At 70.8% G+C, this 13,888-nt stretch carries 10 protein-coding genes; 8 read left to right on the top strand and 2 right to left on the bottom strand.

Going from position 1 to position 13,888, the window contains the following annotated elements:
* Positions 1–296: 296 nt before the first annotated feature.
* From mtnA to AOK22_RS16880, 7 genes are all read left to right on the top strand, one after another.
* Complete coding sequence (gene mtnA / locus AOK22_RS16910) at positions 297–1,454, top strand: S-methyl-5-thioribose-1-phosphate isomerase (protein ID WP_055699493.1); 1,158 nt, start codon at positions 297–299, stop codon at positions 1,452–1,454.
* Between the two features lie 4 nt (positions 1,455–1,458).
* The gene (mtrA, locus tag AOK22_RS16905) at positions 1,459–2,148 is read left to right on the top strand and encodes a two-component system response regulator MtrA (RefSeq protein ID WP_193433299.1); all 690 of its coding nucleotides are present in this window, start codon (positions 1,459–1,461) and stop codon (positions 2,146–2,148) included.
* Position 2,149: 1 nt separating this feature from the next.
* A complete protein-coding gene (mtrB, locus tag AOK22_RS16900; RefSeq protein WP_055699491.1) occupies positions 2,150–4,333 on the top strand; it encodes an MtrAB system histidine kinase MtrB in 2,184 nt (727 codons plus the stop codon).
* Positions 4,323–6,182 carry an LpqB family beta-propeller domain-containing protein gene (locus AOK22_RS16895; protein ID WP_425264037.1) on the top strand — a complete coding sequence of 620 codons (1,860 nt, stop codon included), beginning with the start codon at positions 4,323–4,325 and terminating at the stop codon, positions 6,180–6,182. The genes mtrB and AOK22_RS16895 overlap by 11 nt, the downstream gene beginning before the upstream one ends.
* Positions 6,183–6,454: 272 nt before the next feature.
* Entirely contained in the window at positions 6,455–7,333 is an 879-nt protein-coding gene (locus AOK22_RS40895; RefSeq protein ID WP_055699490.1) for a ComF family protein, read from the top strand.
* Positions 7,334–7,647: 314 nt separating this feature from the next.
* Positions 7,648–8,340 (top strand): ribosome hibernation-promoting factor, HPF/YfiA family, encoded by a 693-nt coding sequence (hpf, locus tag AOK22_RS16885; protein ID WP_055699489.1) that lies wholly within the window; start codon positions 7,648–7,650, stop codon positions 8,338–8,340.
* Between the two features lie 194 nt (positions 8,341–8,534).
* A complete protein-coding gene (locus AOK22_RS16880) occupies positions 8,535–9,278 on the top strand; it encodes a response regulator (protein WP_055699488.1) in 744 nt (247 codons plus the stop codon).
* Positions 9,279–9,363: 85 nt separating this feature from the next.
* On the opposite strand, the gene AOK22_RS16875 is transcribed toward AOK22_RS16880, so the two are convergent.
* Positions 9,364–10,551: a winged helix-turn-helix domain-containing protein gene (locus AOK22_RS16875; protein ID WP_055699487.1), complete on the bottom strand. Its 1,188-nt coding sequence runs from the start codon at positions 10,549–10,551 to the stop codon at positions 9,364–9,366.
* A gap of 58 nt (positions 10,552–10,609) precedes the next feature.
* Positions 10,610–11,185 carry a GNAT family N-acetyltransferase gene (locus tag AOK22_RS16870; protein ID WP_055699486.1) on the bottom strand — a complete coding sequence of 192 codons (576 nt, stop codon included), beginning with the start codon at positions 11,183–11,185 and terminating at the stop codon, positions 10,610–10,612.
* 327 nt (positions 11,186–11,512) lie between these two features.
* Between AOK22_RS16870 and secA the strand changes: the two genes are divergently transcribed.
* The coding region (gene secA, locus AOK22_RS16865) for a preprotein translocase subunit SecA (protein ID WP_055699485.1) at positions 11,513–13,888 on the top strand (2,376 nt) is incomplete at its 3' end.

Raw genomic sequence — 13,888 nt, 5'->3', positions numbered from 1 at the left:
CGGGGACCACTGGGCGGGCGGCGGTTGCTCCTTGGACCACTTGGAGGGGCCGCTCGGCCGGCCGGCGTCCGCGGGTTCGGTGGAGTCCGGCGTGCCGGAGTCCTGTCCGTCGGAGGGGGCAGATCCGGGCGAGGCCCAGCCCGGAGTGTCGTTCATCGTCGCTCCTTCAAGGTGCCCGTCCGCGGTTGCGGCGGCAGGTTGCCAGCCATCGTGCCACGGTGCACCCGCCGGGTGACCGGGCACCGTAGGGGCTGTACACCTTCAATTGTCCGCCTGGTACGGGGCAGACTGGGCGGATGGCTGATCAGTACGCGCAATCCAGCGAGCACAAACGGCCGACCGACACCCCGGCGATCGCCGCGATCCGATGGGACGACCCACCCGAAGGCCCCGTGGTGGTCCTGCTCGACCAGACCAGGCTGCCGGGCGAGGAGCTGGAGCTGGTGTGCACCGACGCACCGGCCCTGGTGGAGGCGATCCGGACGCTCGCGGTGCGCGGGGCGCCGCTGCTGGGGATCGCGGGGGCGTACGGCGTCGCGCTCGCCGCCGCCCGCGGTTTCGACGTGGACGAGGCGGCGGACTCCCTCGCGGGGGCGCGGCCCACCGCGGTCAACCTCGGGTACGGGGTGCGCCGGGCCCAGGCGGCGTACCGCACGGCGGTCGGCGGCGGCGCCGACCGGCGGCAGGCGGCGGACGCGGCGCTCGACGCGGCGCGGGCGCTGCACGCCGAGGACGCCGAGGCCAGCGCCCGGATGGCGGCGCACGGTCTGGCGCTGCTCGACGAGCTGCTGCCGGGCGGCGGGCACCGGATCCTCACGCACTGCAACACGGGGGCGCTGGTCTCCGGCGGGGAGGGCACGGCGTTCGCGGTGGCGCTCAGGGCGCACCGGGAGGGGCGGCTGCGCAGGCTGTGGGTGGACGAGACGCGGCCGTTGCTGCAGGGTGCCAGGCTCACCGCGTACGAGGCGGCGCGGAACGGAATGGCGTACACCTTGCTGACGGACAACGCGGCGGGTTCGCTGTTCGCGGCCGGTGAGGTGGACGCGGTGCTGATCGGCGCCGACCGCATCGCGGCCGACGGTTCGGTGGCCAACAAGGTGGGGAGCTATCCGCTCGCCGTGCTCGCGCGGTATCACCATGTGCCGTTCATCGTGGTGGCGCCGGTGACGACCGTGGATCCGGACACCCCGGACGGGGCGTCCATCGAGGTGGAGCAGCGGGCGGGTTTCGAGGTGACGGAGGTCACGGCGCCGCATGTGCCGGTGATCGGGATGGAAGCGGGAGGCGGTATTCCGGTGGCACCCCTGGGGACCCAGGCGTACAACCCCGCGTTCGATGTGACGCCACCCGAGTTGGTGACGGCCATCGTCACGGAAGAGGGCGTGCTGTCCCCTGTGACAGCGGAGGGCCTTGCCGAGCTGTGTGCCAGGTCACGCCAGGTAACGATGAGCTAATGGGATGATGTCAGGCATGAAGGGACGAGTCCTTGTCGTCGACGACGACACCGCACTGGCCGAGATGCTCGGGATTGTGCTGCGTGGTGAAGGTTTTGAGCCGTCGTTCGTAGCCGATGGCGACAAGGCGCTGGCCGCTTTTCGGGAGGTCAAGCCCGATCTTGTGCTGCTCGACCTCATGCTGCCGGGGCGCGACGGCATCGAGGTGTGCCGCCTGATCAGGGCGGAGTCCGGGGTGCCGATCGTCATGCTCACGGCCAAGAGCGACACCGTGGACGTGGTGGTCGGTCTGGAGTCGGGGGCGGACGACTACATCGTCAAGCCGTTCAAGCCGAAGGAGCTCGTGGCCCGGATCAGGGCGCGGCTGCGGAGGTCGGAGGAGCCCGCGCCGGAGCAGCTGGCCATCGGTGACCTGGTCATCGACGTGGCGGGGCACTCCGTGAAGCGGGACGGGCAGTCGATCGCGCTGACGCCGCTGGAGTTCGACCTGCTGGTCGCGCTGGCGCGCAAGCCGTGGCAGGTGTTCACGCGCGAGGTGCTGCTCGAGCAGGTCTGGGGCTACCGGCACGCGGCGGACACCCGTCTGGTGAACGTGCACGTGCAGCGGCTGCGCTCCAAGGTCGAGCGGGATCCCGAGCGGCCGGAGATCGTGGTGACCGTCCGCGGTGTCGGTTACAAGGCCGGACCGAGCTGACGTGTCCCGGGACAGCTCCACCTCGGCGCCCGGGGGTCCGGGGAATCGTTCGGGGCGGACTGGACCGGCGCGGCGCGCGGCACGGTTCGGGCGGCTCGTCGACGGCGGGCTGCTGTTGCAGGGCGGGGTGCAGGGCAGCCCCGTGCTGCGGCTCATCGCGCGCTGGGTGCGCCGCCCGCTGCTGCCCGCCGTGCGGCTGTGGCGGCGCAACATCCAGCTGAAGGTCGTCGTCACGACCCTGCTGATGTCGCTCGGTGTGGTGCTCATGCTCGGCTTCGCCGTCATGAGCTCCGTGAACAACGGCCTGCTCAAGGCCAAGGTGAAGGCCTCGCAGAGCCAGGCCGACGGTGGTTTCAGGGCCGCGCAGGACAGCGTCAACGCCGCGCGGCAGAGCGCGCAGGGGCAGGGCCAGGAGGGCAGTACGGCCGACGGGCGCAACGCCGCCGTATGGATGTCCGACCTCGTCGAGCAGCTCTCCAGCGGCGGACAGAACGCGTTCGCCGTGGTGACGCTCAGCCCCACGTCCGCGGGTGACGCGGGAAGCGTGCGCGGTTCGCGGGCCTCGGGCGGCGTGGAGCCGATCCTGAGCGTGCCCGAGGAACTGCGCCGGCAGGTCGACGACGGCACCGGCGTCTACCAGGCCAATACGCGCATCGTGTACGACGACGGGCGCGAGCCGCAGTCCGGTCTGGTGATCGGCAAGCGGCTCAACGACCTCAACGGCGATCCGTACCAGCTGTACTACCTCTTCCCGCTGACGCAGGAGGAGGAGTCGCTCAACCTCGTCAGGACGACGCTCGCGACCGCGGGGCTCTTCGTGGTGGTGCTGCTCGGCGCCATCGCGTGGCTGGTGGTGCGCCAGGTCGTCACGCCCGTGCGCATGGCGGCGGGGATCGCCGAGCGGCTGTCCGCCGGGCGCCTCCAGGAACGTATGAAGGTCACCGGAGAGGACGACATCGCGCGCCTCGGTGAGGCCTTCAACAAGATGGCGCAGAACCTCCAGCTGAAGATCCAGCAGCTGGAGGAGCTGTCGCGGATGCAGCGGCGGTTCGTGTCCGACGTGTCGCACGAGCTGCGTACGCCGCTGACGACCGTACGGATGGCCGCCGACGTCATCCACGAGGCGCGGGTGGACTTCGATCCGGTGACCGCGCGGTCGGCCGAGCTGCTCGCCGACCAGCTGGACCGGTTCGAGTCGCTGCTCGCGGATCTGCTGGAGATCAGCCGGTTCGACGCGGGCGCGGCGGCGCTGGAGGCCGAGCCGATAGACCTGCGCGAGGTCGTGCGCCGGGTCGTCGGTGGCGCGGAGATGCTCGCCGAGCGCAAGGGCACGCACATACGGATCGTCGGCGACCAGCAGCCCGTGGTCGCCGAGGCCGACGCGCGGCGCGTGGAGCGGGTGCTGCGCAATCTCGTCGTGAACGCCGTGGAGCACGGCGAGGGCAAGGACGTCGTGGTGCGGCTTGCCGCCGCGGGCGGCGCGGTCGCCGTCGCGGTGCGGGACTACGGCGTGGGCCTGAAGCCCGGCGAGGCGACCCGGGTGTTCAGCCGTTTCTGGCGGGCGGACCCGGCACGCGCGCGGACCACCGGCGGCACCGGACTCGGGCTGTCCATCGCCCTGGAGGACGCGCGGCTGCACGGGGGCTGGCTGCAGGCGTGGGGCGAGCCGGGAGGCGGCTCGCAGTTCAGGCTGACGTTGCCGAGGACGGCGGACGAGCCGCTGCGCGGGTCGCCGATACCGCTGGAGCCCGACGACTCGCGGCGCCACCGCGGGCTGAACGACGCGGGACTGCCGCTCGGGGGCGCGAGCAAGCTCGCCACGGTGCCCGCGCAGGCGTCCGCGGCGTCGGCGGCGGCGGCCGAGCGGGTGGCGCCTCCGGTGCCGGCGAAGGGACCGATACCGCCTCGGCTCGCGCAGGCCGCGACCGTGGATCCGACGGCGCTGCCCGGCAGCGGGGCGCGGGTCGTGCCGCGCAGGCCGCTGGACGGGGAGACGCCGGGCGGCAGCGAGAGCAACGGCGGTCATGGCAACGGCCGTGTCGACGGTGACAGCGGTGTCGGCAGCGACACCGGGCCGGACGGCGCCGCGCTCGACGCCGAGGCGGCCGCCGGAGCCGGTGACGGCGCGGCGGGGGAGCCCGCGGCGGGTTCGGACAGGGAAGAGGAGAGCACTCGTGGGCGCTGACCCCGACGGGCGCGGCCGCCGTGCGGGCCGCAGGCGTCCGCTGCGCACCGCGCTGCTGCTGGCCGCCTGCGGTGCGCTCCTGGCCGGCTGCGCCTCGATGCCCGACAGCGGGAATCTGAAGGCCGTCGACGCCTCGCAGCGCCCCGACTCGCAGTCGCAGGTCCGCGTCTACGCGCAGCCGCCGCGCGAGGGCGCGCGGCCCGTGGAGATCGTGCAGGGCTTCCTTGAGGCGCTGACCAGCGATGATCCGCAGTTCGCGATGGCGCGCAAGTATCTGACCGGCAAGGCGTCGAAGGCGTGGAATCCGGAGGAGTCCACGACGGTGCTCGCCGACGGTCCCAACACGGACGCGGGCAACGCGGGCAACGACGGCGAGGGCAGCCGCCGCTACACCCTCACCGGCCGGCAGGTCGCGCGGGTCGACAAGCAGCACGCGTACCGGCCGGAGGACGCCTCGTACAGCCAGTCCGTCCACCTGAGCCAGGTCGGCGGTCCGAACGGCAAGGAATGGCGCATCGACCAGCCGCCGCCGGGCGTGGTGCTCGGCGAGTCGGACTTCCAGCGGATCTACCGGTCCGTCAACAAGTACTACTTCGCCGCGCCCACCGGTGCCGGGGTGAGCGGCGGGACGGGTCTCGTCGCGGATCCCGTCTACATACGGCAGCGCATCGACCCGCTCACGCAGACGGTGAAGACGCTCCTGGAGGGGCCGACCAACTGGCTGCGGCCGGTGGTCCGTTCGAGTTTCACCAGTGGTACGCGGCTCAAGGACCCCGACAAGCCGCTGACGCTGGACGACCAGAACCGGCTGACCGTACAGCTGAACAGCCGTTCCGACGGCGACGGGCAGACCAAGTGCAAGCGGATGGCGGCGCAAATGCTGTTCACGCTGCAGGACTTGACGCCCTCGGGGGTCGAGCAGGTGACGCTGGAGCGTTCGAACGGCTCGATGCTCTGTGTCCTGAGCCAGGAGCGCGCGGAGACCGTCGCGGCGTACCGCAGCCTGGACCGCCCGGTCTACCAGTACTTCGTCGACGAGAAGCACCGGCTGGTCAGGATGTCGGCCAACGCGAGCACCGTGGACCCGGAGCCGGTGACGGGCGTGCTCGGCACCGGTGAGCAGCCGCTGCTGTCGGCGGCGGTCTCGCGCGACGAGAAGCGGGCGGCCGGGGTGTCGCTGGACGGCAAGTCGCTGTACACGGGGTCGCTGCTCACCGACGACTCGCTCACCAAGACGCAGGTGCGCAGCAAGGCGAAGACGGAGGGGCAGCGTCTCTCCGCGCCGAGCTGGGACGGCAGGGGCAACCTGTGGGTGGCCGACCGCGATCCGAAGCGGCCGCGGCTGCTCTGGCTGGAGCGGGGCGAGGGCGAGCCGGTCGAGGTCGAGGTGCCCGCGCTGGACGGCCGCGTCGAGGCGGTGCGGGTGTCGGCCGACGGCGTGCGCATCGCGCTGCTGGTGGAGAAGAAGGGCAAGACGTCCCTGTGGATCGGCCGGGCCGAGAAGAGCGCCGGCAAGGGTGAGCGGCCCGAGATCTCGGTGCTCGACCCCACTCCGGCGGCCCCGCAGATGGAAGAGGTCACGGCCATGTCGTGGGCGGGCGGCGGCCGGCTCGTGGTGGTGGGCCGGGAGACCGGCGGGGTGCAGCAGCTCCGGTACGTCCAGTGCGACGGCTCGGTGTTGCCCGGGACCGCGCTGCCCGGTCTGACCGGCGTCATGGAGATCGCGGCGTCCGAGGACGAGCGGCAGCCGCTGGTGGCGCACTCCGACGACGGGATCGTGCGGCTGCCGACGGGATCGCAGTGGAAGACCGTGGTGAAGGAAGGCCAGGGGCCGATCTACCCCGGGTGAGGCGGGCCGAGCCGTTCCGGCCGGGGCGGGCGGGCTGAGCCGTTCTGTCCGCGGCGGGCTGAGCCGTTTCCGCCGGGGCGGGCCGGCCGTTCCGTGCTGCCCCGAGTGGGCCGGGCCGCTCTGCTCCACCCCGGGTGAGCCGGGTGGTTCCGCGCTGTCAGTGGGTGCGTTTTCCCTGGTGAGATGGGTCGGGCCGCAACGGTGGGCAGTTGTCCACAGGGGGTTGTCCACAGGGGTGGCCGCGCGGTCCGCGGCTTGGCACAGTGGTGGGCATGCGGGGGTGGTGGCGGGATCTCACCGACCTGGTGCTGCCGGCCGAGTGCGGAGGCTGCGGGAGGCCTCGGGCGGCGCTCTGCGACGAGTGCCGTGCCGCGCTGTGCGGGGCCGGGCCGCGCCGGGTGCGGCCGGTGCCGGAGCCGTACGGGCTGCCGGTGGTGCACGCGGCGGCGGCGTACGAGGACGCGGTGCGGGCCGTGCTGCTCGCGCACAAGGAGCGGGGCGCCCTGGGGCTCGCCGGTCCGCTGGGGGCGGCGCTGGCCGCGGCCGTGTGGGCCGGTCTGCGGGGCGAAAGCAGCGATCCGGGCGGTAGGGACGCGCAAGTGTGGGTAGGCGGCACACAAGGTGGTCCACAGGGGCTGGTGATGCCGTTGTCGCTCGTTCCCGTGCCCTCGGCGCGTGCCGCCGTGCGGGCACGCGGTCACGACCCGGTGCGGCGGATCGCGCTCGTCGCGGCGGGTGAGCTGCGGCGGGCCGGGATCCCGGCGCGGGTGGCCGCGGTGCTGCGTCAACGGCGGGCCGTGGCCGATCAGTCGGGGCTTGATTCCCGGCAGCGGCAGGCCAATCTGGCGGGCGCGCTGGAGGTGGCCGCCGGGGGCGGTCGGCTGCTGGCACGCGGCGGCCGGATCGTGGTCGTCGACGACTTGATGACCACCGGTGCCTCCGTGGCGGAGGCCGCCCGCGCAATACATGACGTACACACGGAAGAGAACGCGGGAGCGGAGACCGCGCGCGGTACGGGAACGGAAGCCGTGCGGGGCCCGGGAACGGACGGCGGCGCGCCGGTACGGAGCCCGGTATTGGGCTGCGAGAACGTGATCAGTGCAGCCGTTGTCGCCGCTCCACCGGATTCTTTCGAAATAAACCGGAACTGATTGAGAACTTGCATCGTTGCAGGTGATGAGAGGGTGGATACACCTGAATGGAGGTACGCCTCAGTAGAGGGTGACGACATCCGTCCGGGCGAGATATGTTCGGTTGTGAGGAATGGTGAACGCCGTCCCTCGCATATCGGAATGCCGGTCTGCGGGTTTTCCGCAATCACCCGCGCCGGTGGGGTGGAGATCTTGTCCACGGGGGAGGAGGAGGTGGAAGTCACCGAGTCCGAGGCTCCGGGATTCACCGGGGTCTGGTGCAAAAGGGAGATGCTCCGCAGGAGAAGCGGAGCGATCCGGGAACGGAGTTCTGCGTGGACATCGTCGTCAAGGGCCGCAAGACCGAGGTGCCCGAGCGGTTCCGCAAGCACGTGGCCGAGAAGCTGAAGCTGGACAAGATCCAGAAGCTCGACGGCAAGGTGATCAGCCTCGACGTCGAGGTGTCCAAGGAAACCAACCCGCGTCAGGCCGACCGTTCCGACCGCGTGGAGATCACCCTTCGCGGACGCGGGCCCGTGATTCGTGCGGAGGCCTCGGCAACGGATCCGTACGCGGCGCTCGACCTGGCCACCGCCAAGCTCGACGCACGACTGCGCAAGCAGCACGAGAAGCGCCACAACCGGCGAGGCAACGGCAGGCTCTCCGCCGCCGAGGTCGCCGAGCGGGTCCCGGACGCGGCGTATCTCAACGGCGACGGGACCGTCGCCCGCGAGGAAGAGCCGGACGGCGTGCCGGTCAAGAAGATCGGCTCACTGGAGATCCAGGGCGAAGGCCCTCTCGTGGTCCGCGAGAAGACGCACGTCGCCGCACCCATGTCGCTCGACCAGGCTCTCTACGAGATGGAACTGGTCGGCCACGACTTCTACTTGTTCGTCGACTCCGAATCCAAGGAACCCAGTGTCGTCTACCGGCGGCACGCCTACGACTACGGCGTCATCCGCCTCAACACCGACCCCATGGTCGCCAAGGCCGAATCGGCCGGTGGAGGCGGAGCACTCGGCGGCTGAGTCTGCCGCGTGACCGCTGAGGTGGTGCCCCTGGAGCGCGTGTGCGCCCCCAGGGGCACCACCGTGCGCCCAGTGCGCGCACCGCTCCGGCGTCGGGCATGAAATCATGGGCGAGCCGGTCAACCGGTGTGCTGACGCCTGGGGTTGGGCGCAGCAGAGGCACAACAGGCCACGGCCTTCATGGGGGAGGAACGATGGCGGACAGCTTCGGACCGATGCGACACGAGGATGCCGAGGACGGCATCGGCATCGGCACGGACGCGGGCGCCCCACGCAAGGAGCCCATCAGGGTCCTTGTGGTGGATGACCACGCCCTCTTCCGCCGGGGCCTGGAGATCGTCCTCGCCGCCGAGGAGGACATCCAGGTCGTCGGGGAGGCGGGCGACGGTGCCGAGGCGGTCGACAAGGCCGCCGACCTGCTGCCCGACATCGTGCTCATGGACGTCCGCATGCCCAAGCGCGGCGGCATCGAGGCGTGCACCTCCATCAAGGAGGTGGCACCCAGCGCGAAGATCATCATGCTGACGATCAGCGACGAGGAGGCCGACCTCTACGACGCGATCAAGGCGGGCGCCACCGGCTATCTCCTCAAGGAGATCTCCACCGACGAGGTCGCCACCGCGATCCGCGCGGTCGCCGACGGGCAGTCGCAGATCAGCCCCTCGATGGCGTCCAAGCTGCTCACGGAATTCAAGTCGATGATCCAGCGCACGGACGAGCGGCGGCTCGTGCCCGCGCCCCGGCTGACCGACCGGGAGCTGGAGGTGCTCAAGCTGGTGGCCACCGGGATGAACAACCGGGACATCGCCAAGGAGCTGTTCATCTCCGAGAACACCGTGAAGAACCACGTGCGCAACATTCTGGAGAAGCTGCAGCTGCACTCCAGAATGGAGGCCGTGGTCTACGCGATGCGCGAGAAGATCCTGGAGATCCGCTGACCGGATCGGCCGACCGAACCGGCTGAGCCGGCCGAACCGACCGAACCGGCCGAACCAGCCGGCCGGATCCGGTGACCGGGCGCCCTCAGGCCAGGGCCGCGGTCAGTTCCGCCGTCAGCTCCGGGCGGTTCATCCGCTCCACGCGTACGGAATCGCAGCCGACCCAGGACGCCGCCTCGCGCAGCGCCTGCGCCATCGGCGCCACCGCCTTCGGGGTGTCCAGTGAGACCTGCTTGGCCACCAGGGTGCTGCCCTCGCGCGCGGGGTCGACGCGGCCGAGGAGCTTGCCGCCCGCGAGCAGCGGCATCGCGAAATAGCCGTGGATCCGCTTGGGCTTGGGCACATACGCCTCCAGGCGGTGCGTGAAGCCGAAGATCCGCTCCGTGCGCGCCCGCTCCCAGATCAGGGAGTCGAAGGGCGAGAGCAGCGTCGTGCGGTGCCGGCCGCGCGGGGCCGACTCCAGTGCCTCGGGGGCCGCCCAGGCGGGCTTGTCCCAGCCCTGCACCGTCACCGGCACCAGGCCCGTGTCCGCGACCACCGCATCGAACTGCTCGCCCTTGAGGCGGTGATAGTCGGCGATGTCCGCGCGCGTGCCGACACCGAGGGCCTCGCCGGCCTGCCGGACCAGCCGGCGCAGACACTCCGCGTCGTCCAGGTCGTCGTGCAGCAGAGTCTCCGGGACGGCGCGCTCCGCCAGGTCGTAGACCCGCTTCCAGGAGCGGCGCTCCGTGCACACCACCTCGCCGTACATCAGCGCGCGCTCGACGGCGATCTTCGACTCGGACCAGTCCCACCACTCGCCCTTGTTCTTCGCGCCGCCCAACTCCGTGGCCGTGAGCGGGCCTTCGGCGCGGAGCTGCTTGATCACCTGGTCGTACGCCCCGTCGGACAGGTCGTGGTGCCAGTGCGGGCGGGTGCGGTAGGCGCGGCGGCGGAAGGCGAAGTGCGGCCACTCCTCGATGGGCAGGATGCACGCGGCGTGCGACCAGTACTCGAAGGCGTGCGGACGGGCGGGGCCCTGGCCCGTCCTGCTGTCCCAGTACGCCGCCTCGACCCGGTCGCGGCCCACGGCGCCCAGGCGCGCGTACGGAATCAGCTCGTGCGAGCGGGCCAGCACCGAGATCGTGTCGAGCTGCACCGCGCCGAGGTGGCGCAGGACGCCCCGGACGCCCGACCTGCGGTCGGGGGCGCCGATGAATCCCTGGGCGCGCAGGGCGATGCGGCGCGCCTCGTCGGCGGAGAGGTCGATGGCGGGACTCGGCAGGCTCGTCATGGTCCGAACGATAAGCGGCGGCACTGACAATCCGCCGGGGACGCTCACGCGTCCCGGTCTACTCCGCCTTCGCCGGGAGGTACGGGAGCGCCGAGGTCATGCCGAGGTCCGAGGGGAGCAGCGCGCCGACCCAGGCGTCACGGTGGGTGCCCTTGTTCAGCAGGCCCGCGCGGAGCACGCCCTCCACGGTGAAGCCGGCCTTCTCCACGACCGCGCGCGAGCCCGTGTTGCCGACCTCCGCGCGCCACTCCAGGCGGGGGCAGCGCAGATCGGTGAAGGCCCAGCGGGCGAGGCCGAGGACGGTCTCCGTCATGTAGCCGCGGCCCCGGTGCTCCTTGGCCGTCCAGTAGCCGATTTCCCAGGTGCCCGAGCGCGGGGAGTGCAGGCTGGTGGCGGCGAGCAGCGGGCCGCCCTCCCGGGGACGGACGCCGAAGGTGTACTCCACGTCGTCGCGCCAGGCGGCCGGGACCCGGTGGTTGACGAAGTCCTCGGCGTGCACGCGCGCGTAGGGCGAGGGAACCGTGGTCCAGCGCTGGATGTCGGGGTCCTGGCAGGCCAGATGGATCTCGTCGATGTCCTCGGGCACGAAGGTGCGCAGGCACAGACGTTCGGTGGTGAGTTCTACGGGCTCCATCAACCGATTCTGTGGGGGAGCTCTCCAGGTGGCCAGTGTTTTTCAGGGTCGCCTGGATCACGGTGCCGGGGCGCCCGCATCGCGGGGCGAGGACCGCGCGGGGCCCCACGCACGGGCCCACGCGCGCGGCTCACCCCCGGTCACTACCGGCTGTGCGCGACCACCACCCGCGAGGTACTCATGGGCGCAACCCGGCACCTTCGGCGCTCCTCGCCCGTTGTCCTCATGGCAGACCTCCCGGCGCAGCCGGGTCCTCGCATACGATGGCCGTTGCCCGACGAGTAAAACCGACCATGCCAGGCCCGACCGGCAAGGAGACCAACCCCCGTGTCCGTCCTCTCGAAGATCATGCGTGCAGGCGAAGGCAAGATCCTGCGCAAGCTGCACCGCATCGCGGACCAGGTCAACTCCATCGAAGAGGACTTCGTCAGCCTCTCCGACGCCGAGCTGCGCGCGCTGACCGAGGAGTACAAGGAGCGTTACGCCGACGGCGAGACGCTCGACGACCTCCTCCCCGAGGCCTTCGCCACCGTCCGTGAGGCCGCCAAGCGCGTCCTGGGCCAGCGTCACTACGACGTCCAGCTGATGGGCGGCGCCGCCCTGCACATGGGCTATGTCGCCGAGATGAAGACCGGTGAGGGCAAGACCCTCGTCGGCACGCTGCCGGCGTACCTGAACGCGCTGTCCGGCAAGGGCGTCCACCTGATCACGGTGAACGACTACCTGGCCGAGCGCGACTCCGAGCTCATGGGCCGCGTCCACAAGTTCCTGGGCCTGACCGTCGGCTGCATCCTGGCCAACATGACGCCGGCCCAGCGCCGTGAGCAGTACAACTGCGACATCACCTACGGCACGAACAACGAGTTCGGCTTCGACTACCTCCGCGACAACATGGCGTGGTCGCAGGACGAGTTGGTGCAGCGCGGCCACAACTTCGCGGTGGTCGACGAGGTCGACTCGATCCTCGTCGACGAGGCCCGTACGCCGCTGATCATCTCCGGCCCCGCCGACCAGGCCACCAAGTGGTACGGCGACTTCGCCAAGCTCGTCACCCGCCTCACCAAGGGCGAGCCCGGCAACCCCCTCAAGGGCATCGAGGAGACCGGGGACTACGAGGTCGACGAGAAGAAGCGGACCGTCGGCATCCACGAGACCGGCGTGAGCAAGGTCGAGGACTGGCTCGGCATCGACAACCTCTACGAGTCGGTGAACACGCCCCTCGTCGGTTACCTCAACAACGCCATCAAGGCGAAGGAACTCTTCAAGAAGGACAAGGACTACGTCGTCATCGACGGCGAAGTCATGATCGTCGACGAGCACACCGGCCGTATCCTCGCCGGCCGCCGCTACAACGAGGGCATGCACCAGGCGATCGAGGCGAAGGAAGGGGTGGACATCAAGGACGAGAACCAGACGCTCGCCACGATCACCCTTCAGAACTTCTTCCGCCTCTACAAGCGCGACGGCTACGACAGCGGCCTGTCCGGCATGACCGGTACGGCCATGACCGAGGCCGCCGAGTTCCACCAGATCTACAAGCTGGGCGTCGTGCCGATCCCGACGAACCGGCCGATGGTGCGCGCCGACCAGTCCGACCTGATCTACCGCACCGAGGTCGCGAAGTTCGCGGCCGTCGTCGACGACATCGCCGAGAAGCACGAGAAGGGCCAGCCGATCCTGGTCGGCACGACCTCCGTCGAGAAGTCGGAGTACCTCTCGCAGCAGCTCTCCAAGCGCGGCATCCAGCACGAGGTGCTGAACGCGAAGCAGCACGACCGCGAGGCGACGATCGTCGCCCAGGCCGGCCGCAAGGGCTCCGTCACCGTCGCCACGAACATGGCGGGACGAGGCACCGACATCAAGCTCGGCGGCAACCCCGACGACCTCGCCGAGGCGGAGCTGCGCCAGCGAGGCCTCGACCCCGTCGAGCACGTCGAGGAGTGGGCCGCGGCGCTGCCCGCCGCCCTGGAGAAGGCCGAGCGCGCCGTCAAGGCCGAGTTCGAAGAGGTCAAGGAGCTCGGCGGGCTCTACGTCCTGGGCACCGAGCGCCACGAGTCGCGGCGCATCGACAACCAGCTGCGTGGTCGTTCCGGCCGTCAGGGCGACCCGGGCGAGTCCCGCTTCTACCTCTCCCTCGGCGACGACCTGATGCGTCTGTTCAAGGCGCAGATGGTCGAGCGCGTGATGTCGATGGCGAACGTCCCGGACGACGTGCCGATCGAGAACAAGATGGTGACGCGCGCCATCGCGTCCGCGCAGTCGCAGGTCGAGCAGCAGAACTTCGAGACGCGTAAGAACGTCCTCAAGTACGACGAGGTCCTCAACCGCCAGCGCGAGGTCATCTACGGCGAGCGTCGCCGCGTCCTGGAGGGCGAGGACCTGCACGAGCAGATCCAGCACTTCATGGACGACACGATCGACGCGTACATCGCCGCCGAGACCGCCGAGGGCTTCGCCGAGGAGTGGGACCTGGACCGGCTGTGGGGCGCCTTCAAGCAGCTCTACCCGGTGAAGGTCACGGTGGACGAGCTGGAGGAGGCGGCGGGCGACCGCGCGGGCCTCACCGCCGAGTTCATCTCCGAGTCCATCAAGGACGACATCAACGAGCAGTACGAGGCGCGTGAGGCGCAGCTCGGCTCGGACATCATGCGTGAGCTGGAGCGCCGGGTCGTCCTCTCGGTGCTCGACCGCAAGTGGCGCGAG

The sequence above is a fragment of the Streptomyces silaceus genome, from assembly GCF_001419745.1.
GTDB lineage: Bacteria > Actinomycetota > Actinomycetes > Streptomycetales > Streptomycetaceae > Streptomyces > Streptomyces silaceus.
Note: the sequence above shows the minus strand (reverse complement) of the source record. Positions and strands in the feature narration are given on the sequence as shown.